Below are 25,608 nucleotides of genomic sequence, written 5' to 3' on the forward strand. Positions count from 1 at the left end.
GATTACAAGCGCGCCTGGGTGGTCGACGCCGACAATTGCTTGGTCTAAGACTCTGCATGGCTTACTGCGCCGGGCGATTGCCGGGCCAGAGGGGAATGTCCGCCGGAGGGTCTTTATGCGCCGTCGTCTTCTTGCTGCTGCATCAATTGCGGCTCTGTGCTCGTCGCCTGTCTGGGCTGACGAGGAGATCAGCGACGAACGTACCAGCCCGGTACGCACGTCCACGTCCGGCGACGTTGTTATCACGTCCAGCGGGCGCGTGACGCTGACCGGCGATAGCGGTCCGGCGGTAGTCATCGACTCCGACAACTCGGTCGAAACGGCGACAGGCTCCAGAATCACGATTGCTGATCAGAGCAATGCCACAGGCATTTTTCTGGAAGGCGGACGAACCGGCAGCCTGACTCATGCCGGCTCCATTCAGCTTACAGACTCCGACGCCGTCCAGAGCAGGCCCGTGGACGAAGCGCTGGATGTGCTGACCGAGGAAACCAACAAGACCGGCGTGCTGGTCGGAACGCCAGGAGGCGCAGCGTTCAACGGTGATGTTTCGTTGTCGGGCAACATCACCGTTGTCGGGCAGAACTCCTATGGGGTTCGGGTGGCGTCAGGGATTGATGGCAATCTCAATCTCGGTGGCACGATTTCGTTAACAGGCGAAAACAGCACCACAATATCGATCGAGGGGCCGGTAAGCGGCGACGTGGTGGTTCCGACCTCCGCTAATGTCAGCTCCACTGGAGCTGGCTCTTCCGCCCTGGTAATCGACGCCGATATCGGCGGCGGCATCCGCATCTCCAGCCAGGTGCAGTCTAACGGTTACCGCATTTCCCAACGGACCTCGCGTGAGGTGTATGAGGCGCTAGCCAACAACGGTAGCCCGATCGACGAGGATCAGCGGCAATCGGGTGCAACGGTCGTCATCGCCGGTTCGGTAGTTGACGGCGTGTTCATAGCCAGCAACGCAACCGGCGTGCCCCTCGGTGTGATCCGCAATCACGGGAGCGCGCCCGCGCTCGTTATCCGGCCAGGTGATGACGCAACAAACCCGCTGACGCTGGGGGAAGTCGTCTATGAGGAGGCGGACACCAGCGAAGATGCGGACGAAGACGCCACCGTCATCCGAAATCGCGGCTTCGGTTTCGTGAATGACGGCGAAGTAAGAACCAATGGCTTGTTCGACGGCATTAATGCTACAGCCTTGCTAATTGCCGGCCGGGATGTAAACGGCACGATCCACGCGGCGATCCTGGAGGCAGGCGGATTTGAGAACACTGGAACGGTGGCTGCGGAAGCCTACGACGCACACGCCACGGCGGTCCGCCTTGGCGAAGGCGCGCAAATGGCGGGTTTCACCAATTCGGGAACCGTTCGAGCTACATCAAGCCGAGGGCATGAAGACGACGGGTTCGCCGATGGCGCATTTGGCGACGGCACCGCTAAGGGTTTGCACATAGAATCCGGCGCCACGGTGACCCGGATCGACAACACGGGTAATATTATTGCCCGATTGACGTTTGATGGCGCGGAAGCAACCGCGGTACTGGTCGAAAGCGACAGCCTTCAGACCATCACAAACACCCGCATGATCGCCGCCGACACGCTCCAGCTGGTAGATGGATCAAGCCCCGTTCTGACGGCCATTGATGCACGCTCCATGACTACGGGGCTGACGATTACGCAGGAAGCCCATGACGATGACGATGCCCCGGCGCCGGAGATCAACGGCGATATCCGCTTCGGATCGGGAGCGGACACGCTTGAGATTCTGGCCGGCCAGGTGAACGGCGATATCTATTTTGGCGATGGAGCAGACAGCCTGATCCTGCGCGATGCGGTGCTGAACGGCGCCATCAATTCCGGTGATGGCCAGCTGTCGATTGACGTTGAAGATTCAACTTTGGCGCTGGGCCTTACCAACGCGATCACCATCACTTCTGCCCGTTTCGGGGATGGGGCGGTTCTCGACCTGGTTCTGGACAGCAACACCGGGGCGGGCGCGTCCTTGTCCGCCAGCGGCGATATCACATTCGAACAGGGCTCCGAACTCGTTGTTTCCCTGTCGGAGCTTGTCGGCCAGAGCCGGTCCTATCAGGTGATTTCTGCTGGCACCCTGAATATTGCCGAAGAATCAGTGATCCTTGAGGCGGTCGATACGCCGTTCATCTATTCGGCGACGCTCGAGCGCGACGCGGGCGATCCCAATTCGATTGTGCTTAGCCTGGAACGCAAAACCGCCGAACAGATCGGTTTTGATCCCAACCGTGCCGCCGTTTACGACGCCGCTGTCGCCCTGTTCGAAGACGTTTCTTCGCTGGGTAACGCCATTGCGTCGATCCGCGATGCGGACGCGTTCTACAGCGCCTACGACCAGCTGCTGCCTGAATACGCAGCCAGCGCGATCCAGTTCGCCCTGGCCTCGCACGACGCGGCGGCAGGCGCGGTTTCCACCCGTCTGCGCAATGCCCGTCTTTCACCTTCAGAGCTTGCCGGCATGTGGATCCAGGAGTTCGGCTACTATGCGGACCGCGCGGACACCACGCTCGGCCCGGGCTATCGCGGCTACGGCGTGGGCCTTGCCGTCGGCATCGACCGGCCGCTCGGACCGTTCTACGCGGTTGGGGTCAGCTTTGCCGGCGCAGCGAGCGAAATCGAGCAGATCGGCCTCAACCATGACCCGATGACCACTTTGATGGGCCAGGTATCGGGCTATGCGGCCATTGATCTGGGCGGCATTGATGCGTCGTTCACCGCTTCAGCGGGCATCAACCGCTTTGAGACCGAGCGCCGTATTGGCATCGGCTCCTTTAGCGGCTCCACATCGGCTGACTGGAGCGGCTGGCATTACTCCCTGTCTGCCCAGGCCGGGCGCGATATCGCGCTTGGCAGCTGGATCGTGCGCCCTGAAGCGTCGCTGACCTGGCTGTCCATCTCCGAGGACGGGTTCAGCGAGATCGCGCTCGACAACACGGCGCCGGAACTGGCCCTGTTTGTCGATAGCCGCACCACGAGCGCGCTGACCGGAGGCGCGACAATCACGGTGGGCCGGATGTTCAACCGCGCCGGCAGCTGGTGGTTGCCCTATGTCCGGGCCGGTTATCGCGGAGATTTCTCGGGCAATTCCGGCACGACGACAGCCCGCTTTGGCGAGAATGGCAACCCGTTCACCCTGCGCGCTGCCGAATTGCCGTCAGCGGGCTTGTTGGCGGGTATCGGCCTCTCCGCAGGGTCGAACTACACAACCTTCACCTTCGCGTACGACGCCGATTATCGCGATGACTACGTGAACCATATGCTCCGCCTTGTCCTGCGGATGAACTTCTAGGACGGTTTAACGCTCTTTAACCATGGCGAGGGATACACTCTGGCCATGGTTTTGCGTCTGGCTCTCTTCTTTGCACTTTTGGCGGCGGCGGCCGCTATCGTGTCTGCCTGCAGCCACCGTGCCCCGCCTGCGCAGGTGCAGAACGCCTGTGCCATCTTTTCCCAGTACCCGGCCTGGCGCCGCGCGACGGAACGGGCCGAGCGCCGCTGGGGGCTTTCCCAAGGCACACAGCTCGCTTTCGTGAACCGCGAATCCAGCTTCGTTGCCAATGCCCGTCCGCCCCGCACCCGCAGGCTGATCGTCCTGCCCGGCCCGCGCGCCTCATCGGCACAAGGCTATGCGCAGGCGCTGGACGGCACCTGGGACTGGTATCGCGAGCAGACAGGTAACCGCTCCGCGCGCCGGACCAATTTCGCCGACGCGGTAGACTTCATCGGCTGGTACGCCTCGATGAGCCAGCGCCTGTCGCGCATCTCTCTGGATGATCCGCGCAATCTCTATTTTGCCTACCATGAAGGCCATACCGGCTATAATCGCGGCACCCACAACTCCAAGGCTTGGCTGCAACGCGCCGCAAGCCAGGTCGAGGCCGATGCCCGCCGCTATGACAGCCAGCTGCGCTCCTGCCAGCGCCGCAGCCGCTGGTTCCGGTAGGGGATAAGCGGCGCGACACGCTTTCCTGCACTACCCCTGATCGGGCATGGTGCAAGGTGATGACCCACGATTCGCAAAATGACCTGTTTGGCGGCGGCGCGCCTGCCCCGAAACCCGCCTCGCCCGCCCCGCGCGCAGAGCCTGAGCCCGTGAAGGCAGCAGAGCCGTCTGCGCCGTGCGCGCGCGCAGCCTCTCCTGCTCCGCCACCTCCGCCACAGCCCGGCTATAACGCTTCCTCGATCGAGGTGCTTGAAGGGCTGGAGCCGGTGCGCAAGCGGCCGGGCATGTATATCGGCGGCACCGACGAGCGCGCGCTGCACCACCTCTTCGCCGAGGTGCTGGACAATGCGATGGACGAGGCAGTGGCTGGCCATGCCGACCGCATCGAGGTGCGCCTTGATGAGGAAGGCTTTGTCACCGTTACGGATAATGGCCGCGGCATCCCCGTAGACGAGCACCCGAAATTTCCCGGCAAGTCGGCGCTGGAAATCGTGATGACCACGCTGCATTCAGGCGGCAAGTTCTCCGACAAAGCCTATCAGACGGCAGGCGGCCTGCACGGGGTCGGCATCTCGGTCGTCAACGCGCTGTCAGAACGTGTCGAGGTGGAAGTGGCGCGCGACCGCACGCTCTGGGGGCTCAATTTCTCACGCGGCACGCCGCTGGGCAGCTTGCAGAAACTCGGCGCAGCGCCCAATCGGCGCGGCACCAAAATCCGCTTTAAGCCAGACCACGAGATTTTCGGCAGCCGCGCGCATTTCAAGCCCGCGCGCCTGTTTGCCATGTCACGCTCGAAGGCATTCCTGCGCCGGGGCGTGGAGATACGCTGGTCGTGCGTGCCTGAGCTGGTCGAAGGCACGGCAACGCCGCCTGAGGCCGTGCTCTCCTTCCCCGGCGGCTTGGCCGATCATCTCGAAGAACTGGTCAAGGGCGCGGCCCTTGTTACCGAGAACTTCTCAGGCCGTGTCGAGCGCTCTGAAGGGCGCATGGGCGCTGTGGAATGGGCCGTCGGATTCTCCGCCAACGGATTTGGCGAGCATGACAGCTTTTCCAATTCCTACTGCAACACCGTGCCCACCCCGCAAGGCGGTACGCACGAGGCGGGCCTGCGCGCCGCGCTCTCCAAAAGCCTGAAAGCGCACGCCGAGCTGGCGGGCAATCGCAAGGCCGGCCTCATCACGCCGGACGATGTGATGGGCGGGGCGGGCGTGCTGGTCTCCATCTTCCTGAAAGACCCGGAGTTTCAGGGCCAGACCAAGGACCGGCTCGCCACGGCAGAGGCGCAACGCCTTGTCGAGAACGCCATCCGCGACCGGTTTGACCACTGGCTCGCCGCCCGGCCCAAGGAAGCGGCCCGCCTGATCGACTGGGCGGTTGAGCGCGCCGAGGACCGGCTGAAGAAGAAGAAGGAAAAGGAAGTCCAGCGCCAGAGCGCGACCCGCCGCCTGCGCCTTCCCGGCAAGCTGGCCGACTGCTCCACCTCCGGCGCGGACGGCACGGAAATCTTCCTCGTTGAGGGCGATTCGGCCGGCGGCTCGGCCAAGCAGGCGCGCGACCGCAAGACGCAAGCCATCCTTCCCTTGCGCGGGAAAATCCTGAACGTCGCCTCGGCAACGCCGGACAAGATCGCCGCCAATCAGGAAATTTCCGATCTGATGCTGGCGCTCGGCACACGTCCGGGCTCCAAGTTCGATCTTGAGGACCTGCGCTATGAGCGCGTCATAATCATGTGCGACGCGGACGTGGACGGGGCACATATCGCGGCGCTTCTGGCCACCTTCTTCTATCGCTTCACGCCGGGCCTGATCGAGAGCGGACGCCTGTTCATGGCACAGCCGCCCCTCTATCGCCTGACCGTCGGGGCCAAGACCCTCTACGCGCAGGACGAGGCAGAGAAGGACGCCATTATGAATGGCGAGTTCAAGGGCAAGCGCGTCGAGCTTGGCCGCTTCAAGGGGCTAGGCGAGATGACGCCGGCCCAGCTCAAAGCCACCACCATGAACCCGCAGACGCGCTCACTCGCGCGCGTGACCATTGATGACGCCTTCCGCGAGGAGGCCGATGATCTGGTGGAAACCCTGATGGGCAAGAAGGCAGAGCTGCGCTTCCAGTACATCCAGGAACATGCGCCCTTCGTGGAAGCGATTGATTTGTAGGGGTGAACCGCTCAACTCCTTGTGATGTAACACAATAACCCCCTTCCCCCGCTGGCGGATTCCGGCGAACCTGCTGGCCGCTAAGAAATCTTACGGGGAGGGTTGAACGGTGGCGATACACGGTTCACGGAACAAGGGCGCGCTATGGCCCATGATGGCGGGCGCGCTGGCAGGGCTGGCCGCCCTTGGCCTTGCGGCCTGTAATGGCGATGCAGGCGAGACCGCAAACGGCAATGGTGCCAGCACTGGCAATGGTGACGGGCTTGTCCGCTTTAACCCGGACCCCTACCCCTCCACCTACACTCCCTTCCCCTCCGAAGTGGTGCTCATTCAGGGCGCGACCGTCTTTGACGGCATTGGCGGCGAGTTTGAAAACTACGACGTGCTGATGCAGGACGGGCGCATTGCCGGTATCGGCGAAGGGCTCGAGGCTCCGGACGGCGCAACCATCGTTGACGGGCGCGGACGCTATGTAACGCCGGGCGTGATCGATATTCACTCCCATCTGGGCGTCTACCCCTCCCCCGGCGTCAGCGCCCATAGCGACGGCAATGAGATCACCAGCCCGGTGACGGCAGAGGTCTGGGCCGAGCACGGCGTCTGGCCGCAGGATCCCGGCTTTGACACTGCTCTGGCCGGCGGCGTGACTACGCTGCACGTGCTGCCGGGCTCGGCGAACCTGTTTGGCGGACGCGGCATCACGCTGCGCAACGTGCCTTCGCGCACCGTACAGGGCATGAAGTTTCCTGATGCCCCCTACACGCTGAAAATGGCCTGCGGCGAGAACCCGAAACGCGTCTATGGCGGACAGGGCCGCGCGCCCGGCTCACGCATGGGCAATATGGCCGGCTACCGCGAAGCCTGGCAGCGCGCGGTGGAATACCGCCGCGCCTGGCACCGCTATTGGGATGCCGGCGATGCGGACGCCACGCCGCCGACCCGCAATCTGGAGCTGGATACGCTGATGGGCGTGCTGGAGGGTGAAATCCTCATCCAGATGCACTGCTACCGCGCCGATGAAATGGCGCTGGTGCTCGATATGGCAGACGAGTTCGACTATCAGGTGACCACGTTCCACCACGCGGTCGAAGCCTACAAGATCGGCGACATGCTGGCCGAGCGTGATGTCTGCGCCGCTGTCTGGGCCGACTGGGGCGGGTTCAAGATGGAAGCCTACGATTCCATCAACGAAAATCTCGCCCTCGTTCACGCTGCGGGTGCATGCGCGATGATCCACTCTGATGACCAGCTAGGTATCCAGCGGCTCAATCAGGAGGTCGCCAAGGCGCTCGCCGCCGGGCGAAGGCTCGGCATAGAGGTCAGTGATGGCGAAGCCGTCGCCTGGTTCACCTCCAACCCGGCTCGCGGGCTTGGCATTTTCGACGAGACGGGATCGCTGGAAGCAGGCAAGCGCGCCGATGTCGTGCTGTGGTCTGCCCATCCCTTCTCCACCTACGCCGTCGCCGATCACGTCTATATCGACGGGGCGCTGATGTTCGACCGCGAAGACCCGGCCCGGCGCACCGTGCGTGACTTCACCCTCGGCCAGCCCGGCGAAGGAGTGCTGTAAGATGATGAAATCTCTCATATCTGCTGCGGCACTGGCCGCCATCGGCCTTGGCGCGGCATCGGCCCAGACCATCGCCGTCACCAATGGCCGCGTTGTCACCAATAGCGATGCCGGCATTGTTGAAAGCGGCTCGGTGCTTATCCGCGACGGTGTCATCGTGGCCGCTGGCGCGAATGTTTCCATCCCCGACGGGGTGGAAACTGTTGACGCCAATGGCGGCTGGATCACGCCGGGCATATTCCACCCGCATACCCAGCTTGGCCTGATCGAAGTGGCACTTGAAAGCTCCACATCGGATGCCTCAGCGCCCGGTGCGAGCTTCACCGCCGCCATCGATGTGGCCGACGGCTTCAACCCGGCAGGCGGGCATATTCCCGACAGCCGCCGGCGGGGCATCACGCGCTTTGCGGTCTTCCCGTCAACGGGAAGCGGCGTGATCGGCGGACGCGGGGCCCTGGCCAACAGCTCCGGCCAGCCGGACTCCATCTTTGATGACCGCACCTTCCTTTATGTCGACCTGTCGCAGTCCGGCGCGTCGACCGCGGGCGGTTCACGCAATGCGGCCTGGGCCTATCTGCGGGCAGCCTTTGAGGATGCGCGCTTCTATCCGGGACGCTTCATGTCCCACCATGAGGGTGATGCCATCAACCGGTTCGACGCGGCATCCCTGGTATCCGCCGTGCGCGGTGAGATCCCGATTGTCCTGCAGGTCGAGCGGGCGTCCGATATCCGCCGCGCCCTGCGCTTTGCCCAGCAGCACCCGTCAGCGCGCTTTATCCTGGCCGGTGCCGCCGAAAGCTGGATGGTCGCCGACGAAATCGCGGCCGCCGGCATTCCCGTCATCATGGACCCGCTGCGCAACCTGCCTGCCAGCTTCGACGTACTGGCCGCGCGCCTGGATGCCCCTGCCCGGCTTCACGCCGCAGGTGTGCAGACCGCCTACACCACGATCAGCGCAGACCTCTATTTCAATCCGCGCCTGATTACCCAGCATGCGGGCAATGCCGTGGCCCACGGCGCCAGCTGGGAGGACGCCTTCCGGGCCATCACCCTGACCCCGGCCGAGATATATGGTGTGGGTGACCGCTATGGCGCACTGGCCGACGGTTATGCCGGTGATGTGGTGATCTGGGACGGCGACCCGCTGGAAGTGATGAGCGCGCCGGTGGCCGTCATCATTGACGGGGTCAGCCAGTCCATGATCTCGCGCCAGTCCCGGCTCGCCGAGCGCTATGCCGAGCGCGTCCCGGACGGCCAGTACGGCTATCGTCACTAGAGATATCGCTGCTGCAGGTATGGGCGTTAAGTCACACTGCGGCAGCGATACATCACGTCTGCGCTAGGATGCGTTGACACGCAATGGCGCGCGCCTATGTTGCGCGACGCAAGCGGCTTGCGATCCGCGCAACCCGCCCGAACGTATGACAGCGCGCTCCGAGCCTTGAGGCCGGGGCGGATATGAGGCGCATGACTTTCGATGATCTGGGCTTGAGCCCGAACCTGCTGGCAGCCATCAAGGACGCTGGCTACACCAGTCCGACCCCTATCCAGGCCGGTGCCATTCCGGTGGCACTGACTGGCCGCGATGTACTTGGAATCGCGCAGACGGGGACGGGCAAGACCGCCTCTTTCACCCTGCCGCTGATTGAACGCCTGTCGCGTGGCCGTGCGCGTGCGCGTATGCCCCGTTCGCTGATCCTCTGCCCCACGCGCGAACTGGCCGACCAGGTGGCGCAGAATGTGCGCCTCTATGCGAAGAACCACAAGCTGACCATGGCGCTGCTGATTGGCGGGGTCGCCTTCCAGCCGCAAAAGGAAATTCTCGACAAGGGCGCGGACATTCTCATCGCGACGCCCGGCCGCCTGCTGGACCATTTCGAGCGCGGCGGACTGATGCTCATGGGCATCGAGATCATGGTCGTCGATGAAGCCGACCGCATGCTCGACATGGGCTTCATCCCCGATATTGAACGCATTTTCTCGCTCGTGCCGCCGCGCCGGCAGACCCTGTTCTTCTCCGCGACCATGCCCAATGAAATCGTGCGGATCGTGAACACCTTCCTTAAGGATCCCGAGCGCATCGAAGTCTCGCGCCCGGCCCAGACCGCCGAGACCATCAAGCAATACATCGTGCGTGTCGCCGATGGCTCTCCTGCAGGCAAACGTGCCGCGCTGCGTGCCGCCATCAACCGCGACAACGTCAAGAACGGCATCGTGTTCTGCAACCGCAAGCGCGATGTCGACATTGTCGCGCGCTCGCTGCAGCGCCATGGCTTCTCTGCGGCCGCGATCCACGGTGATCTGGCACAGGCCCAGCGCATGAAGACGCTGGCCGATTTCAAATCCGATCAGGTGCGCATTCTGGTGGCGTCGGACGTCGCGGCCCGTGGCCTCGATATTCCCGCAGTCAGCCATGTCTTCAATTTCGACATCCCGCGCAACGCGGATGATTATGTCCACCGCATCGGTCGTACCGGCCGCGCCGGGCTGACCGGCGAATCGATCACGCTAGTAACGGGCGATGACAAGAAATCGCTCGCCAATGTCGTCAAGCTGATCGGCGGCGAACCGGAGACACTGGCGCTGGACGGCGCGCCAACTTCAGCCCCGGCGCCTGCCAAGGCTGGCGAAGCCGAAGGTGAGGTCAAGGCAGCCCGGTCACGCCGTGGCGGCCGTGCGCGCAAGCGCGCAGCGCCCGAAAAAGCTGACAGCCAGCCCCCTGCCCAGCCAGCGGCTCCGGCAGAGGACGCAGCCCCGGCGCCTGCAAACGATGTGGAAACCGGCAAACGCCGCAAGCCACGTGGCAAGGACAAGGGTGAAAGCGTGAAAGCGGCCGGTTTCGGCGATCATGTTCCCGAATTCCTGCTGCGCTCGGCATTCGGCTAGGCGCGAAAATAATTCAAAATTCGTCTGCCGCGTTTACCCCATCTTTCCAAAGCGCCCCTAATCTCTCGCCTCAAGGGAGTCATTGGTCCGAAGAATTCGGTCTGGAAAATACGGGGAAGTTCACGTGAACGGTCGCTTGCAAACATATGAAGGCATTGATCTTGCGCGGCGCGCGCTGGACCTTATGGACGAGCACGATGTAGCTCCCACCCCGCAGAACTACGCCGTCTGGGTTGCTTACGTTTCTGATTCAATCCCCGAACTGTCCGAAACGCTCCAGCGCGCCGTCGATAAGGGCGGCCCGATCGATGATGATCTGTGCGACGAGCTCTACGAGCGCCACTTCACCTTCAAGCGCATTCAGGATGCCGTGCTGGACACTGGCGGGGCGATGAGCCGCGAGCTGGGCGCCGTCGTGAAGACGCTCGAAGCAGCAGAACGCGACACTGCCGCCTATGGCGAAGCGCTGGCTGGTGCTTCCGGACAGCTGGGCGACACCACCGATATCGCAGCCTTCAAACGCATGGTGGAGGGGCTGGTCTCCGCCACCGCGCGCATGCAGCGCCGCTCGCGCGAGCTGGAGCGCCGCCTGCAGGAAACCTCCGTGGAGGTGAACCAGCTGCGCGGTAATCTGGAAAGGGTCCGCGAAGAAGCGATGACCGACGCCCTCACCGGCCTCGCCAACCGCAAACGCTTTGATGAAGCCATGCGCAAGGCCCGCCGTGATGCGGATCTGCAAGGTGACGATTTCTGCCTGGTGCTATGCGATATCGACCATTTCAAGCGCTTCAACGACACTTGGGGGCATCAGACGGGTGACCAGATCATCCGCTTTGTCGCTGCCTGCCTGTCCCGTTTTGCCAAGGACACCCATATCGTGGCGCGTTATGGCGGTGAGGAATACGCCATCGTCATGCCCAGAACCACCATGGCTGATGCGGCAGAAATCGCCGAGAAGGTCCGCGCAACAGTCGAATCCAAGCGCCTGCTGCGCAAGTCCACCAACGAGGATCTCGGCCACATCACCGTGTCCATGGGCGTTTCCCAGCATCACGACGGCGAGTTGGTGGAACGCCTGATCGAGCGGACGGACGCTAACCTTTACAAGTCCAAGCAGACTGGCCGTAACCGCGTTACCGTTGACAGCGTCGAAGACGATACCGGCGCGGCGGCGGCGTAGCTTTCGCCACCAGACGCCTTTCCTGATCTGATATTTCGAACGAGAATGCACCTCCGGCAAACGGGGGTGCATTTCATTATGACAAGACAACATGCGGGCGATCCCGATTTTCGATGGCGTGGTGAAAATGTTTCACGCGTGGAAAACCTCTCCGATATCGTTTTCGCCCTCGTCCTGACGCTGGCAGCGCTGCAGAGCATCCCATCCTCGTTCGATGAGCTGGTGGGTCTCTGGCGTGGGGCCATTTCCATCGCGATGTGCTTTGCGCTGATCCTCCTGATCTGGCGCACCCACCACATATTCTTCCGCCGCTACGGGCTTGATGACGGCTGGGTGACCGGGTTCAACGCGCTATTGCTCTTCCTCGTACTGATCTACATCTATCCCCTGAAATTCATGACGGATTTCGTCGTGAACTATTTCACGGGCGGCTTTGAAACCGCAGCCGAGGTGACTGCCGTCCTGACCTTGTCCCAGGTGCCGGTGCTATACGCGATCTATGGCGGGTTCTTCGCGGCGGTCTACGGCGTCTTTGCCCTGCTCCACGCCCACGCCCTGCGTCACGCAGATGCGCTGGAGCTGACCGCGCAGGAGAGAAGCTGGACGCGCTTCGAGGTCGAGTTCTCGATTGGCACCGTGTTGCTGAGCCTTGCCATCATCGCCCTGGCGTTCGTGCTGCCGGACGCTATCGCCGCCTTTTCCGGAATATTGTTCGCCATGATGGGTTTGATTGCGTGGGTGTGCTCGGCACGTGCCAACGCGCGTGTCCTGCGGGCGGGGTCCGCTACAAGCTAGGCACCCGCTGGAGGCGCAGTCAGCTTCAGGCTGTCACGCTGTTCCCAGCGCTCCAGATAGGCGCCCAGTCCCGGATGAGCCGCGCGCCAGTCCAGCTCTGCGTATCTGAGATCAAGATAGGACAGCGCCACGGCAATCGAGAGCGCCCCATGATCCACAGAGCGCTCAAACTGTGCCCGTTCATGGTCCAGCTGGGCCAGCGTGCGGGCGATGCCTCTTTCCCAGCGTTCGGTCCACGCCTTGTAACGCCGGTTGGCAGGCCGGTTCATCTCGATCCGCCGGCCGATCGTCAGGTCCATCAACCCGTCCGCCACCGCCTGCTGGCGCAGGACCAGAAAACGGCTTTCGCCATTAGCGGGAATCCAGCGGTCATCATTGAGCGTGTCGATAAACTCGCAGATCAGCGGGGAATCGATCAGCGCCGGGCCGCTCTTGCGGATCAGCGCCGGCACCTTGCCCAGCGGATTGGCGGCCAGCAGCGCCTCCGGGTCATCAAGCGGCAACGCCTCGACCAGCTCGATCTTGCTTTCGAGGCTCTTCTCGATGATCAGCGCACGGCACTTGCGGGCATAAGGCGAGGTCGGCGAATAAAAAAGTTGCATGCAAGCCCCCGAAATTCAGCCACCGGGTTTAGAAACTCGCAAAGCGGGCGGCAAGTTGCCTAGCTGGCATTGGCCACCGGAATAATGGTGACGCTTTCGCCACACCCGCACGCATCGGTCTGGTTGGGATTGCGGAACACGAACTTGGCGTGCAGCGGCGTCACCTCATAGTCGATCTGGCTGCCGAGCAGGAACAGGATCGCCTTGGAATCAATGACGATCTCCACGCCCTGATCTTCCACCCGCTCGTCCAGCGGCGCGGGCGCCTCAACATAGTCCATCGTGTATTCCATGCCCGCGCAGCCGCCATTCTTCACGCCTACGCGCAAATAGCCCTTGCCCTCACGCGCCATCAGCGCGCGCACACGCTCCGCAGCGGCGTCTGTCAGGGTTACGGGCTTGGGTCTTTCACGGGCCATCTCATCGGCTCCTAGAGCATGTTCAGTTGCAGGCGGGCTTCATCGGTCATCCGGTCCGGCGTCCAGGGCGGATCAAAGGTGAGGTTCACCTCCGTGCGCTCCACCCCGTCGACCGTATTGCAGGCGTCCTGTACCCAGCCCGGCATTTCACCGGCCACCGGGCAGCCGGGCGCCGTCAGCGTCATCTCGACTTTCAGCGTGCGGTCATCTTCCAGATCGACCTTGTAGATCAGGCCCAGCTCGTAAATATCGACCGGGATTTCCGGGTCGAACACGCCCTTTAGCGCGGTGACGACATCATCGGTAATCCGGGCGATTTCCTCAGCGGGTATCGAGCCTTCGCCATCGGCGCGGGTTTCCGGCGCAACGGGGCGCGCAGGCGCGCCGCCCAGATCGATCACATCGCGCTGGCGGGCCGTTCCGGTCTGGCTGTCACTTGGCATGTCCGGTGTCATCTCCTGCCCTCTAGATGAGGAATGCGCGCGCGCGGCGCAAGGCGTCGAGGAAGGCATCGACTTCATCGGCGGTGTTGTAGACGGCAAAGCTGGCGCGCACGCTGGCGGCGACGCCAAAGCGCTTCATCAGCGGATGGGCGCAGTGATGGCCCGCGCGCACGGCGACGCCATAGCGGTCCATCAGCTGGGCGATATCATGGGCGTGGGCGTTCTCCACCACAAACGACACAATGGGCCCCTTGCCCGGCGCCTCGCCCAGAATGCGGATACCGTCCATGGCTTTCAGGCCCGCCGTGGCGGCTTCTGCCAGCGCGTGTTCGTGCGCCAGCGCCTCCGGCGTGACGTGTGCGTCCATCCAGTCCAGCGCTGCGCCAAGCGCGATCACATCGGCAATGGCCGGTGTACCGGCCTCGAACTTGTGCGGCGGGGCAGCATAGACGACGCCCTCCTCGCTCACCTCGGCGATCATCTCGCCGCCGCCCATGAAGGCGGGCAGACGTTCCAGCCAGTCACCCTTGGCATAGAGTGCGCCAGTGGCATTGGGCCCGTAAAGCTTGTGGCCGGTAATGGCGTAAAAATCACAGCCGATGGCCGACACATCGACCGGGCCATGAACAGCCGCCTGCGAACCGTCAAACAGGATCGGCACGCCGTGACGGTGCGCGATCTCGGTTAGCGCCTTCGCGTCATTCTTCGTACCGAGCACATTGGACATATGGCTGAGCGCTACCATCTTCGTGCGTGAGGTGAAGAGGGCTTCGTAAGCCGCTGTATCCAATGCGCCTTCGTCCGTCACCGGAGTCCAGCGAATAACCACGCCCTTGCGCTCGCGCAGGAAGTGCCACGGGACAATATTGGAGTGGTGCTCCATCTGGCTGAGGATGATTTCATCGCCCTCTTTCAGACCGTGCCCGATCCCGGATGCCACGAGATTGATGGCTTCGGTCGTGCCGCGCGTCAGCACGATCTCTTCACTACGCGCCGCACCGAGAAACGCGGCGAGCTTGCCGCGCGTCGCCTCGAACGCCTCTGTCGTCTCGTTGGCAAGCGTATGGAGGCCGCGGTGCACATTCGCGTAGGAGCCGCGCCAGACATCGCCCAGCGCATCGATCACCGCTTGCGGTTTCTGCGCAGAAGCGGCGCTGTCGAGATAGACCAGCGGCTTGCCGTGAACCTCGCGCGACAGGATCGGAAATTGCGCGCGGATGGCGTCCACGTCGAACCCGGAAGCGGTGTGGGCGAGCGCGCTCACGATACCGCCTCCAAAGCTGCATCAAGCTTCGCCAGCAGAGCGTCACGGACCGTCTCATCCTCAACCGCTTCCAGCGGTTCGGCCAGGAAGCTGCGTGTCAGCAGGGCACGCGCACGCGGCTCGCTAAGCCCACGCTGGCGCATGTAGAACAATGCCTCGTCATCCACTGCGCCGAGCGCGTTGCCGTGCGCGCAGACGACGTCGTCGGCGTAAATTTCCAGCTCAGGCTTGGCGTAGATTTCCGCGCCATCGGCCAGCAGCAGCCCGCGATGGTTCATCTGGGCATCGGTCTTCTGCGCGGCCTGCTCCACGTGGATCTTGCCCTGGAAGACGCCGCGCCCGCCCTTGGCGGCTGCGCCCTTGAAGAGCTCGCGTGTCGCCCCGTTCGGGCCGGTGTGGCGCACAATGCCGGTCTGATCGAGATGCAGGCCGGAGGCCACCAGATACGAGCCGCCAAGGTTCAGCTCCGCGCCCTCGCCTGCTTGTGTGATGTGGGTTTCAAGCCGGGCGAGCTTCGCGCCGAAGCCAAGCGTCGTCTGGTGCATTTTCGCGCGCGGCGCGAGATCGATCCCGCTCGTCACCACCAGCACACCATCAGGTGACGCGTCCTGCTCGACAATGCGCGTCAGGCTCGCGCCCTCGCCCAGCACGATACGCAGGGCGATATTGGCAAATCCGCCCGCCGCCACGCGGTAGCGCTCGTGCAGCGCCGCGCTGACGCCTGCAGGCACGTTCACCGCTGCGATATGGTGGGCCGCGCCCTCGCTTCCTTCAAAGTCCAGCGACAGGCTTTCGCCTTCTTTCAGCGCATAAACCGGGCAGCCATCCGTCAGGCCCGCCGCGAGGCGTGGCATGAGCAGGTCCGGCTGGTGCTCCAGCGTTGCAATCTCGTCTGCCTCGCGCGAGGCGTTGACGGCAAGCGTACCGGCCCCTGAAGGCGTCTTCGCCAGCGCGGCGCGCAGATCGGACCATTTCCACGCCTCGACGCGGCGGTGCGGCAGGCCGCCCGTTTCCAGCGCAGCGCGCAGCTCGCCCGCAGGCAGGCTGGCTGCTAGCGCCGCTTCAAACGCGGAAAGTTGCGGGACTACACCCATCAGGCTGCCGCTCCGGTGAATTTCTCATAGCCCTCGGCTTCCAGCTCCAGCGCCAGTTCCGGCCCGCCCGTTTTCACGATGCGGCCATCCGCCATCACATGCACCACGTCGGGTTTGAGGTATTCCAGAAGGCGCTGATAGTGGGTGATGACCAGCATGGAGCGCTCCGGCGAGCGCAGCGCATTCACGCCATCGGCCACCACGCGCAGCGCGTCGATGTCGAGCCCGGAATCCGTCTCATCAAGAATGAGGAATTTCGGCGAAAGCATCATCGCCTGGAAAATCTCCATGCGCTTTTTCTCACCGCCGGAGAAACCGACATTCACAGGACGCTTAAGCATTTCACTGGAAATACCCAGTTTTGCAGCATTTTCCCGCGCAAGCTTCATAAATTCCGGCGCTGAAATCTCACCCTCGCCGCGTGCTTTAAGCTGCGCGTTCGCGGCTTCCTTCAGGAAAGTCAGGGTCGGCACGCCAGGAATTTCCACCGGGTACTGGAAGGAGAGGAACAGGCCCTTGGCGGCCCGCTCTTCGGGTTCCATGTCGCCAATCTCTTCGCCGAGAAAGCTGACCGAACCGTCCGTCACCTCATAGCCTTCATGGCCCGCCAGCACGTAGGACAGCGTGGATTTCCCGCACCCGTTCGGCCCCATGACGGCGTGCACCTCGCCCGCAGGCACGGTCAGGTCGACGCCTTTCAGGATGGCTTTGCCTTCACCCTCTTCGGGGTTCACGCGGGCATGGAGGTTCTTGATCTCAAGCATTTCAGTTCGTCTTTCAGTTCGGTGTTTTCCCGGCACACGCCGGAATCCATTATTCGTTGCTGGGTCCCGGCTCGGGGACCGGGACCCCGGTGTTTCTGGCCAATGCCTCTCAACCGGGCTCCCGGGCTTGACCCGGGATCCAGAAGGGCTGGGCACCGGCTTACGCCGGTGAAACGAAGAGAGTGAGTCATCATATCCGCCCCTCCGCCCGAACCGCCACTAGAGCGATGAGCGGTGCCCCATGCTTCAAACGGAACGCATTGGCATCCGGGACAGCCCCGCAAACGAAATCAACGATTTCTCGGGCTTCGCCCGAGAAATCGTCGCGCCGGGGCAGGTTCAGCGCTATAGCCGCACACGGTGCGTCCAAGGCAAAAGGACCGTAGTCCGACCCTCTGGCGCAATCATCCCAAGCATCAAGATTCCGGCCATAGTAAGTGGGAAAGCCGAGCTTCTCCACGCAAGCCGTATGAAAACTCTCCCAGTCGGCGATGTCGTGTGCCGACAGAGCAAGCGTAACGGTTTCACCCATCACCCCACGCTCCCTTCCAGCGAGACTTTCAGGAGCGCCTGGGCCTCCACGGCAAATTCCATCGGCAATTCCTGCAACACCTCGCGGCAGAAGCCGTTGACGAGCAGGGCGACCGCCGTTTCCTCGTCCAGCCCGCGTGAGCGCGCATAGAAGAGCTGATCGTCGGAGAGCTTGGAGGTCGTCGCCTCGTGCTCCAGCGTGGCTTTGGGCGTTTTCGCCTCGATATAGGGCACGGTGTGAGCCCCGCACTGATCCCCGATCAGGAGCGAGTCGCACTGGGTGAAATTGCGCGCGCCTTCCGCCTTGGCATGAACCGAGACCAGGCCGCGATAGGTCTGGTCGGAGCGCCCGGCGGAAATGCCCTTGGCGATGATGCGCGATTTCGTATTGCGGCCCAGATGGATCATCTTGGTGCCGGTATCGGCCTGCTGGCGGCCATTGGTCACCGCGATGGAGTAGAACTCGCCTTGCGAGTTATCGCCGCGCAGCACGCAGGAGGGATATTTCCAGGTGATGGCCGAGCCAGTCTCCACTTGCGTCCAGCTGACCTTGGAATTGCGTCCCCGGCAGTCTGCGCGCTTGGTGACGAAGTTATAGACCCCGCCCTTGCCTTCGGCGTCGCCCGGCCACCAGTTCTGAACGGTGGAGTATTTGATCTCGGCGTCATCGAGCGCGACCAGCTCCACGACCGCCGCATGCAGCTGGTTCTCATCGCGCATCGGCGCGGTGCAGCCCTCCAGATAGGAGACGTAAGCGCCCTTGTCGGCGATGATCAGCGTGCGCTCGAACTGGCCAGTGCCCTGCGCATTCATGCGAAAGTAAGTGGAAAGCTCCATCGGGCAGCGCACGCCCGGCGGCACATAGACGAACGAGCCATCGGAGAAGACGGCGCTGTTGAGCGTCGCGAAATAGTTGTCCGTAACTGGCACGACGCTACCGAGATACTGGCGCACCAGATCAGGATATTCCTGCAGGGCTTCGGAGATCGGCATGAAGATCACGCCGGCCTTTTCCAGCTCCTTCTTGAAGGTCGTGGCGACGGAGACGGAATCGAACACCGCATCAACCGCCACGCGCGGCGCTTCGCGCGCTTCGGCGGCGGTGCGGTCTTCTGCGCCCTCTACGCCGAGCAGAACTTCGGCCTCGCGAAGCGGAATGCCAAGCTTCTTGTACGTTTCAAGCAGCTCAGCAGGAACTTCGTCCAGCGATTTGTATTTGGCCGCATTTTTCGGCGCGGCGTAATAGTACGCGTCCTGATAGTCGATTTTCGGGTGATGGACGTTCGCCCAAGTGGGCTCCTCCATCTGCAGCCAGCGGCGATAGGCATCGAGGCGCCAGTCGAGCATCCATTGCGGCTCGCCCTTTTTCTCGGAGATGAAGCGGACAATATCCTCGTTCAACCCTTTGGGCGCGAACTCCTGCTCGATCTCGGTCGTGAAGCCATACTTGTACTTGTCGGCTTCCAGCCGGCGTACGTCTTCAATCGTTTCCTTAACAGCAGGCATAAGCCCGGTCCTTCCTTTAGTCAGCCTCAAGCGCCAGCGCGCCCATCTGGGCGCTTGGCTACCGCGCCACGAGGCGCGGCGGCCGTTCGGCCTTGCCATTCTTGCAGGTGCAAGAATGGTCTAGTCAGTCACTACACAGCGGCCGCCAGACGGGGCCGGATGCGCGCGTATTCGCGTATCCAGGCATCCGCGAAGCGGTCCACATCCTCTTGCATACTCGTCCAGCCAAGGCTGATACGGATGGCGCTGGCGGATTCGTCCACGCTGGCACCCATCGCTTCCAGCACCCGGCTTTTCCTCACCTTGCCGGAGGAACAGGCAGAGCCTGCGCTGATGGCAAAGCCCGCCAGATCCATGGCAATAACCTGTATCTCGCTCGCCCAGCCTGTGGCCGAGAGGCAGAGCGTGTTGGGCAGACGATCCGCCCCTGCCCCCCATATGCGCACGCCCTCGACCGATTCCAGCCTTGATTGCAGCGCGTCACGCAGAGCGGCCATGCGCGCGGCCTCATCAGCCTCTACGGCTGCAAGGGCAGCGGCAAAGCCTGCAATCCCGGCGACATTCTCGGTGCCGGAGCGGCGGCCCGTCTCTTGCCCGCCGCCATGCATCTGGCGGTTAAGCGGCGCATCACACGCCAGCAGCAGCGCGCCGACGCCTTGCGGCCCGCCCGCCTTGTGCGCGGAGAGCGCGGCATAATGGGCAAGGCTGCCTGCAAAGTCGAAGGCGAGCTTGCCCGCCATCTGCACGGCATCGACGTGGAACAGGCCTTGCGCCTCGCGTACCAGCCGTCCGGCAGCTTCGACAGGCTGGACGACGCCGGTCTCGTTATTGGCCGCCATCAGCGCCACGAAGGGCACGCCGTCAGCCTCGCGGTTCCAACCGGAAAGACGGGTTTCCAGCCAGATGAGATCAGCAACACCATCGCCCGTGACAGGGAGAATTTCCACCTCAAGCCCGCTGGCGGACGCCGCATCGCGCACCGCATCATGCTCGATGGCGGAAACGATGAGGCGTTTCGCGCCCGCCGCCCTGGCCGAGGCGATCACAAGGTTATTCGCTTCGGTGCCGCCGGAGGTGAACACCACGTCTTCGGCGCGTGTCACGAAATGCTTTGCCACCGAGGTGCGAGCGGTCTCCACGATGGCCCTCGCGGCCCGTCCGGGGCCATGCACCGAAGATGGATTACCGCCTGAATCATAGGCACGCGCCATCGCTTCGCGCGCTTCGACGCGCAACGGGCTGGTTGCGTTATGATCCAGATAGACGCTCATAATTCCTGCTATTCTGCTGCTGCGGCTCTCAGGGCGGCGGCCATGCCGCGCGGACCGCTGGCAGACCCTGCCACCCGGCGGCTGACTACATCCTCAAGGCTGACCGAGCTGAGATAGAGATGGATATGGCGCGACAGCTCGTCCCACAGATCATGGGTGATGCAGCGTTGGCCGTTTTCCATACAGCCCTTCATCTGGTGCTGGCAGCGCGTGATATCGACCGGCTCGTCCACCGCCAGAATAATGTCGGAAATGCGGATATCGCCCGAAGCGCGCGCCAGCCGGTAACCCCCGCCGGGGCCGCGTATGGCCTTCACGATTCCCGCCCGGCGCATGCGCGCAAACAGCTGCTCCAGATAGGACAAGGAGATTTCCTGACGCGAGGCGATCTCGGCCAGCGGAACCGGCCGCTCGTCCACATGACTGGCAAGATCGGCCATCGCCATTACCGCATAGCGGCCCTTGGTACTCAGCTTCATTGCTGCCTCTCCTGAGCTGGAAAGCCCGGTAAATTGTTTCGCGTGCTCGCAATTGCCCGGCGCATTATGCTAAGAGCGCGCACGCCTTGCTGGCATGCTTTCGTCCCACCGGAAGTAGGTATCCCAGCTACAGAGTCAAGAATTATTGTCCGGCACCTTGCAGCATGCGCCGATTAGCCGCGCGCATACCTGACAGGGGCGCTGGAACAATCAAGTTTCAGGGAAGACCCGATAACCCATGCCTGACGTCATTATTCCCGGCCCGGCCGGCCGCATCGAAGGCAAGTACACGCCCGGAAAAGCCGAAAACGCGCCCGTCGCGCTGATCCTGCATGCCCACCCGCGCGGGGGCGGCCATATGGACACGCCCGTCTCGCTGATGATGTATGAAGTGTTCAAACAGCGCGGCTTTGCCGTGCTGCGCTTCAACTTCCGCGGCGTGGGCCGCAGCCAGGGCGTCTACGAGCAGGGCCTGGGCGAGCTGTCTGACGGCGCAACGGCGCTGGACTGGATGCAGGCGCATAACGCCAACGCGCCCTATTGCTGGGTTGCGGGTCACTCGTTTGGCGCATGGATCGGCATGCAGCTTCTGATGCGCCGCCCGGAGATTGCCGGCTTCATCTCGGTCTCCCCGCCCACCAACATGTATGACTTCACCTTCCTGGCGCCCTGCCCGGCGTCCGGCCTCGTCGCGCACGGCGAGGCGGACGTGATCGTGCCGCATGACGACATGGAAAAGGTGATGAGCAAGGTGCGCGCCCAGAAGGGTATCGACATCAAGCGCCAGATCATCCCCGGCGCGGGCCATCTGTTCTCCAACCATGTCGAGCCGCTGCAGACCGCCATCGACGATTATCTCGATATCCGCCTGGTCGAGCTGGACAATCCCAAGCCGAAAATTTCGAAGCGTTAGGGATTCTCTCTGGTGCTCCGCACATCCGTGCGTCGCTCCTCGCATAGGCTCGGGCGCGCGGTCGCGCTTGCGGCGCTGCGCGCCGAGGAGCCCATCCGGCCCCGGCAGGGGCCGCTAGGGCGAACGGCCGCCCGCGACTGCCTGTGCCCGCGCAGGCGGGTATTCGCGGAACATCGCAACGCGGATGCGTTGCGGAACTAAAAGCTCAAAACCACCTTCCCCCCGCCCATCGGTGCTGAAACGCCCGTCGTGCCGGGGAAGGTATAGGGCAGGCCGGCCATCACCCGCGCGGCGAGGAAAGCGAAGGCTTCGGCCTCAACGAGATCGCCGCGCCAGCCGAGCGCCTCTGCGGAGTAGACTTTCAGCCCCGTAGCCGCGGCGACCAGCTCGGCGAGCGTCTTGTTGCGCCGCCCGCCTCCGCAAAGCACCAGTCGCCCCGGCGCATCAGGCAGGGCAGCAACACCAAGCGCAATCGTCTTCGCGGTCAGGCCCGTCAGCGTCGCTGCGCCATCTTCGAGCGAGAGATTGCGCACCGCATCGAGGGAGAAATCCCAGCGATCGAGCGATTTTGGTCCCGGAGCAGCAAAATACGGATTGGCGAGGAACTCGGCAAAGGCCGCCTCGTGGATGCGCCCCCGCGCGGCGATTTCGCCATCCTTGTCCATGGCCTCGCCCGTGTGGACCTCAATGAAGGCGTCGATCAGCCCGTTGCCGGGGCCGGTATCGAAGGCGGTCAGCGTGCCATCAGCCGCGATATGGGTGATGTTGGCGACGCCGCCAATATTGATGACGCCCAGAGGCCGCTCCAGCCCGGACCAATCCGCCAGCGCCCGGTGATAGACCGGCACCAGAGGCGCGCCCTGCCCGCCTGCGGCCACATCCGCAGACCGGAAATCAAACACCACCCGGCAGCCGAGCCGCTCCGCCAACGCCTGCCCGTCCCCGATCTGCAGGGTGCGCCCCGCCACGCCGTCTCTGGGTGCCTGATGCAGCACGGTCTGGCCATGAAAGCCGACGCCATCCAGCTCTGACGGCGCGATGCCCGCCTTGGCACACACGGCCTCCACCGCCTCGGCATGGGTGGCGGTGAGCACGGCTTCCGCGTCCGCGAACGCGCCCGGCGCCTCGCCCTGCCAGCGCCATTGCAGCGCGGCATCGACAGCAACTTGCAGCACCTTGCGTTCTGATAATGTGTAGGCGCGCTCCAGCCCCGGCCCGAAGCGGATCAGCCTCTCGCCATCGCTTTCCAGCAGCGCCGCATCCACCCCGTCCAGCGAGGTGCCGCTCATCAATCCCACCCACTTCATCGAATGCCCTTTTTTATTGGCCTCAGTCGCCGGCGCGCCCATCCGGGCGCTTGGCTATCGCGCCACGAGGCGCGGCGGCCAGTCGGCCTTGCCGCTTTTGCCCGCGCAAAAGCGGGGATCGTCACACACCCGCAGCCTCGATCTCCCATACGATGGCCGTGCGCCTTCCATACCCGCGTACAATGCTGCTATTAGCGCGCTATTCGCATTCACAGGAAAGCATTATCCCATGGCCGCAAGCACCTACGCGTCAGAACTCGTCCACACGCTGGTGGAGCGCGGCTATCTCTATCAGGCGACCGATATCGAGGGGCTGGACAAGCGCGCCGCGAAGGAACGCTTAAGCGGCTATATCGGCTTTGACCTCACCGCGCGCTCGCTCCATGTCGGCTCGCTGGTCCAGATCATGCTGCTGCGCCGTCTGCAACAGGCTGGTCACAAGCCGATCGTCCTGATGGGCGGTGCGACCACCAAGGTGGGCGACCCCACAGGGCGTGACACCAGCCGCCCCATGCTGACGCCGGAAATCATCGCGGAAAACAAGGAAGGCATCCTCAAACCCTTCGGCGCGCTGCTCGACATGAAGGAGGCCATGGTCGTCAATAATGACGATTGGCTGGCCGAATACGGCTATCTCGATTTCCTGCGCGATTACGGCACGCATTTCACGATCAACCGCATGCTGAGCTTTGACAGCGTGAAGCTGCGGCTTGATCGCGAACAGCCCATGACCTTCCTGGAGTTCAACTACATGCTGCTCCAGGCGGTGGACTATCTGGAGCTGAACCGGCGCTTCGGCACGGCGCTGCAACTGGGCGGGGCCGACCAGTGGGGCAATATCATCAACGGGGTGGAGTTGTGCCGCCGCGTGGACGCCAAGGAAGTGTTCGGCTTCACGACGCCGCTGATTACCAGCGCGTCAGGCGCGAAGATGGGCAAGACGGCCGATGGCGCCGTCTGGCTCAATGCCGACATGAAAAGCCCCTACGAGTACTGGCAGTTCTGGCGCAACACCGAAGACGCCGATGTGGGCCGCTTCCTCAAACTCTTCACCGACATCCCGCTGGATGAGATCGCCCGGCTGGAAGCGCTGCAGGGCGCAGAGATCAACGACGCCAAGATCGCGCTTGCCAATGCCGCGACCGCCATGCTGCACGGCGACGCAGCGGCGAGCGAGGCAGAGGCAACTGCGAAGGCGGCATTTGAACAGGGCGTTGCAACGAGCAACCTTCCGACCTTTGAATTGGACTGTAGCGGTGGGTCGTGGCCCTACGGACGATCAGCGCTGAATATTGCGCTAGCTTCTCAACTCGTCCCATCAGGGGGCGAGGCGAAACGAAAGATCAAAGAGGGCGCGCTTTATATCAACGACCGAAAAGTTTCTGCCCCAGGTGATATTTTCCCTTACGCCGACAATGACGCCTCCACAGGGGCATACAAGGTTCAGCTAGGAAAGAGGATTTCCTTGGTGCGGCCGATAAACATTACCAGTTAGAAACGCCACGCACTAGTAACGCCACGCATTAGTAAGGCCGGGCTAAGGGGAAAGCCCGGCCTTACAAAAGCTCTATCCGTCAGGAGCGAACTATATCCTCGGTGAGCGTCCGCGCACCAGGCCGACAACGAGGGCGACCAGGAACAGGACCACAAAGAGGAAGAAAAGAATCTGGGCAATGCTGGCAGCGCCAGCGGCAATACCACCAAACCCAAACAAGGCTGCAATTATCGCGACGATAAAGAAGGCCAGCGCTAGACGAAGCATATTGCTATCCTTTCGCATTATGAACACGAACAGATAACGCCGCCCCGCAGATAGCGTTCCCGCACTTGCAAAAAACTTCACACACCAGCCGGAAAGTCCTTCATGGCAAAACGCTTTCTGACCGCTGACAGCCTTGTGCGCGACGGCTTCACGCTGGCTCTGGCCGTGCTGGAAAGCGGCTGGCACCCGGATCATCTTGTCGGCCTGTGGCGCGGTGGCAGCCCCATTGCCATCGCCCTGCATGAGGCGCTGGCGTTCAAGGGCGTGAAAGCCGGCCACTCTCCCCTCGCCGCGCAGTCCTATACCGGGATTGATGAGCGCAAGCGCGAGATCGCCATCTCCGGGCTGGATGCCCTGACGGCCATCCTGCCCGCTGGCAGCAGGCTGCTGGTGATCGATGATGTGCTGGACCGGGGCCATACGCTGGCGGCTGTGCTGGACGCGCTCAAGGGTCGCTATGAGGTGCGCACGGCCGTCGCCTGGTTCAAGCCGGAACGCAACGAGACGCCGCTACGGCCCGATTACCATGTCCACGAGACCGACGAGTGGCTAGTGTTTCCCCACGAACTGGAAGGGCTGACAGACGAAGAGATCCGCGCCCACAAGCCGGTGCCAGACGGGTTTTTGTGACGCGCCGCTTCAAGGTGTCCACCCGCCTACCTGTCTCCGCTTAATCCAAGGATGCAG

At 63.1% G+C, this 25,608-nt stretch carries 23 protein-coding genes; 11 read left to right on the top strand and 12 right to left on the bottom strand.

Annotated elements, in window-relative coordinates; all coding sequences use genetic code 11:
- The first annotated feature begins 115 nt into the window (after positions 1 to 115).
- From AB6B38_RS04680 to AB6B38_RS04715, 8 genes are all read left to right on the top strand, one after another.
- On the top strand, positions 116 to 3,325 hold the full coding sequence (locus AB6B38_RS04680; RefSeq protein ID WP_371394614.1) for an autotransporter domain-containing protein: 3,210 nt from the start codon (positions 116 to 118) through the stop codon (positions 3,323 to 3,325).
- Positions 3,326 to 3,370: 45 nt separating this feature from the next.
- Positions 3,371 to 3,979 carry a hypothetical protein gene (locus AB6B38_RS04685; protein ID WP_371394615.1) on the top strand — a complete coding sequence of 203 codons (609 nt, stop codon included), beginning with the start codon at positions 3,371 to 3,373 and terminating at the stop codon, positions 3,977 to 3,979.
- A gap of 56 nt (positions 3,980 to 4,035) precedes the next feature.
- Entirely contained in the window at positions 4,036 to 6,135 is a 2,100-nt protein-coding gene (parE, locus tag AB6B38_RS04690) for a DNA topoisomerase IV subunit B (RefSeq protein ID WP_371394616.1), read from the top strand.
- Between the two features lie 151 nt (positions 6,136 to 6,286).
- Positions 6,287 to 7,705 (top strand): amidohydrolase, encoded by a 1,419-nt coding sequence (locus tag AB6B38_RS04695; RefSeq protein WP_371395071.1) that lies wholly within the window; start codon positions 6,287 to 6,289, stop codon positions 7,703 to 7,705.
- Between the two features lies 1 nt (position 7,706).
- On the top strand, positions 7,707 to 8,981 hold the full coding sequence (locus tag AB6B38_RS04700) for an amidohydrolase family protein (RefSeq protein WP_371394617.1): 1,275 nt from the start codon (positions 7,707 to 7,709) through the stop codon (positions 8,979 to 8,981).
- A gap of 191 nt (positions 8,982 to 9,172) precedes the next feature.
- The gene (locus AB6B38_RS04705) at positions 9,173 to 10,591 is read left to right on the top strand and encodes a DEAD/DEAH box helicase (RefSeq protein WP_371394618.1); all 1,419 of its coding nucleotides are present in this window, start codon (positions 9,173 to 9,175) and stop codon (positions 10,589 to 10,591) included.
- A 124-nt stretch (positions 10,592 to 10,715) separates the two neighbouring features.
- Entirely contained in the window at positions 10,716 to 11,771 is a 1,056-nt protein-coding gene (locus AB6B38_RS04710; protein WP_371394619.1) for a GGDEF domain-containing protein, read from the top strand.
- A 78-nt stretch (positions 11,772 to 11,849) separates the two neighbouring features.
- Positions 11,850 to 12,566 carry a TMEM175 family protein gene (locus AB6B38_RS04715; RefSeq protein WP_371394620.1) on the top strand — a complete coding sequence of 239 codons (717 nt, stop codon included), beginning with the start codon at positions 11,850 to 11,852 and terminating at the stop codon, positions 12,564 to 12,566.
- On the opposite strand, the gene AB6B38_RS04720 is transcribed toward AB6B38_RS04715, so the two are convergent.
- The 10 genes from AB6B38_RS04720 to AB6B38_RS04765 form a co-directional block, all read right to left on the bottom strand.
- Positions 12,563 to 13,168: a glutathione S-transferase gene (locus AB6B38_RS04720; protein WP_371394621.1), complete on the bottom strand. Its 606-nt coding sequence runs from the start codon at positions 13,166 to 13,168 to the stop codon at positions 12,563 to 12,565. The two genes, AB6B38_RS04715 and AB6B38_RS04720, sit on opposite strands and share 4 nt — an antisense overlap.
- Before the next feature lie 59 nt (positions 13,169 to 13,227).
- On the bottom strand, positions 13,228 to 13,587 hold the full coding sequence (locus AB6B38_RS04725; protein ID WP_371394622.1) for a HesB/IscA family protein: 360 nt from the start codon (positions 13,585 to 13,587) through the stop codon (positions 13,228 to 13,230).
- Between the two features lie 11 nt (positions 13,588 to 13,598).
- The gene (locus AB6B38_RS04730; protein ID WP_371394623.1) at positions 13,599 to 14,030 is read right to left on the bottom strand and encodes an SUF system Fe-S cluster assembly protein; all 432 of its coding nucleotides are present in this window, start codon (positions 14,028 to 14,030) and stop codon (positions 13,599 to 13,601) included.
- Between the two features lie 22 nt (positions 14,031 to 14,052).
- Positions 14,053 to 15,294: an aminotransferase class V-fold PLP-dependent enzyme gene (locus AB6B38_RS04735; RefSeq protein WP_371394624.1), complete on the bottom strand. Its 1,242-nt coding sequence runs from the start codon at positions 15,292 to 15,294 to the stop codon at positions 14,053 to 14,055.
- Positions 15,291 to 16,388 (bottom strand): SufD family Fe-S cluster assembly protein, encoded by a 1,098-nt coding sequence (locus AB6B38_RS04740; protein ID WP_371394625.1) that lies wholly within the window; start codon positions 16,386 to 16,388, stop codon positions 15,291 to 15,293. The genes AB6B38_RS04735 and AB6B38_RS04740 overlap by 4 nt, the downstream gene beginning before the upstream one ends.
- On the bottom strand, positions 16,388 to 17,152 hold the full coding sequence (sufC, locus tag AB6B38_RS04745; protein ID WP_371394626.1) for a Fe-S cluster assembly ATPase SufC: 765 nt from the start codon (positions 17,150 to 17,152) through the stop codon (positions 16,388 to 16,390). Before sufC ends, AB6B38_RS04740 begins: the two co-directional genes overlap by 1 nt.
- Before the next feature lie 190 nt (positions 17,153 to 17,342).
- Positions 17,343 to 17,684, bottom strand: a complete 342-nt coding sequence (locus AB6B38_RS04750; RefSeq protein ID WP_371394627.1) for a barstar family protein — start codon at positions 17,682 to 17,684, stop codon at positions 17,343 to 17,345.
- Positions 17,684 to 19,189 carry a Fe-S cluster assembly protein SufB gene (sufB, locus tag AB6B38_RS04755; RefSeq protein WP_371394628.1) on the bottom strand — a complete coding sequence of 502 codons (1,506 nt, stop codon included), beginning with the start codon at positions 19,187 to 19,189 and terminating at the stop codon, positions 17,684 to 17,686. The genes AB6B38_RS04750 and sufB overlap by 1 nt, the downstream gene beginning before the upstream one ends.
- Positions 19,190 to 19,320: 131 nt before the next feature.
- Complete coding sequence (locus AB6B38_RS04760) at positions 19,321 to 20,460, bottom strand: cysteine desulfurase family protein (protein WP_371394629.1); 1,140 nt, start codon at positions 20,458 to 20,460, stop codon at positions 19,321 to 19,323.
- Between the two features lie 8 nt (positions 20,461 to 20,468).
- Positions 20,469 to 20,939 (bottom strand): Rrf2 family transcriptional regulator, encoded by a 471-nt coding sequence (locus AB6B38_RS04765; RefSeq protein WP_371394630.1) that lies wholly within the window; start codon positions 20,937 to 20,939, stop codon positions 20,469 to 20,471.
- Positions 20,940 to 21,177: 238 nt separating this feature from the next.
- Between AB6B38_RS04765 and AB6B38_RS04770 the strand changes: the two genes are divergently transcribed.
- Positions 21,178 to 21,852 carry an alpha/beta hydrolase gene (locus AB6B38_RS04770; protein WP_371394631.1) on the top strand — a complete coding sequence of 225 codons (675 nt, stop codon included), beginning with the start codon at positions 21,178 to 21,180 and terminating at the stop codon, positions 21,850 to 21,852.
- 197 nt (positions 21,853 to 22,049) lie between these two features.
- On the opposite strand, the gene AB6B38_RS04775 is transcribed toward AB6B38_RS04770, so the two are convergent.
- Complete coding sequence (locus tag AB6B38_RS04775) at positions 22,050 to 23,201, bottom strand: anhydro-N-acetylmuramic acid kinase (protein ID WP_371394632.1); 1,152 nt, start codon at positions 23,199 to 23,201, stop codon at positions 22,050 to 22,052.
- 187 nt (positions 23,202 to 23,388) lie between these two features.
- Between AB6B38_RS04775 and tyrS the strand changes: the two genes are divergently transcribed.
- On the top strand, positions 23,389 to 24,654 hold the full coding sequence (tyrS, locus tag AB6B38_RS04780; protein ID WP_371394633.1) for a tyrosine--tRNA ligase: 1,266 nt from the start codon (positions 23,389 to 23,391) through the stop codon (positions 24,652 to 24,654).
- Positions 24,655 to 24,744: 90 nt separating this feature from the next.
- Here the strand turns inward: tyrS and AB6B38_RS04785 are convergent, their stop codons facing one another.
- Positions 24,745 to 24,921: a DUF1328 family protein gene (locus tag AB6B38_RS04785; RefSeq protein WP_127566698.1), complete on the bottom strand. Its 177-nt coding sequence runs from the start codon at positions 24,919 to 24,921 to the stop codon at positions 24,745 to 24,747.
- Positions 24,922 to 25,023: 102 nt separating this feature from the next.
- On the opposite strand from AB6B38_RS04785, the gene AB6B38_RS04790 reads away from it, so the two are divergent.
- Entirely contained in the window at positions 25,024 to 25,551 is a 528-nt protein-coding gene (locus AB6B38_RS04790) for a phosphoribosyltransferase (RefSeq protein ID WP_371394634.1), read from the top strand.
- The last annotated feature ends 57 nt before the right edge of the window (positions 25,552 to 25,608 follow it).

Source organism: Glycocaulis abyssi, assembly GCF_041429775.1.
Taxonomy (GTDB): Bacteria; Pseudomonadota; Alphaproteobacteria; order Caulobacterales; family Maricaulaceae; genus Glycocaulis; species Glycocaulis abyssi.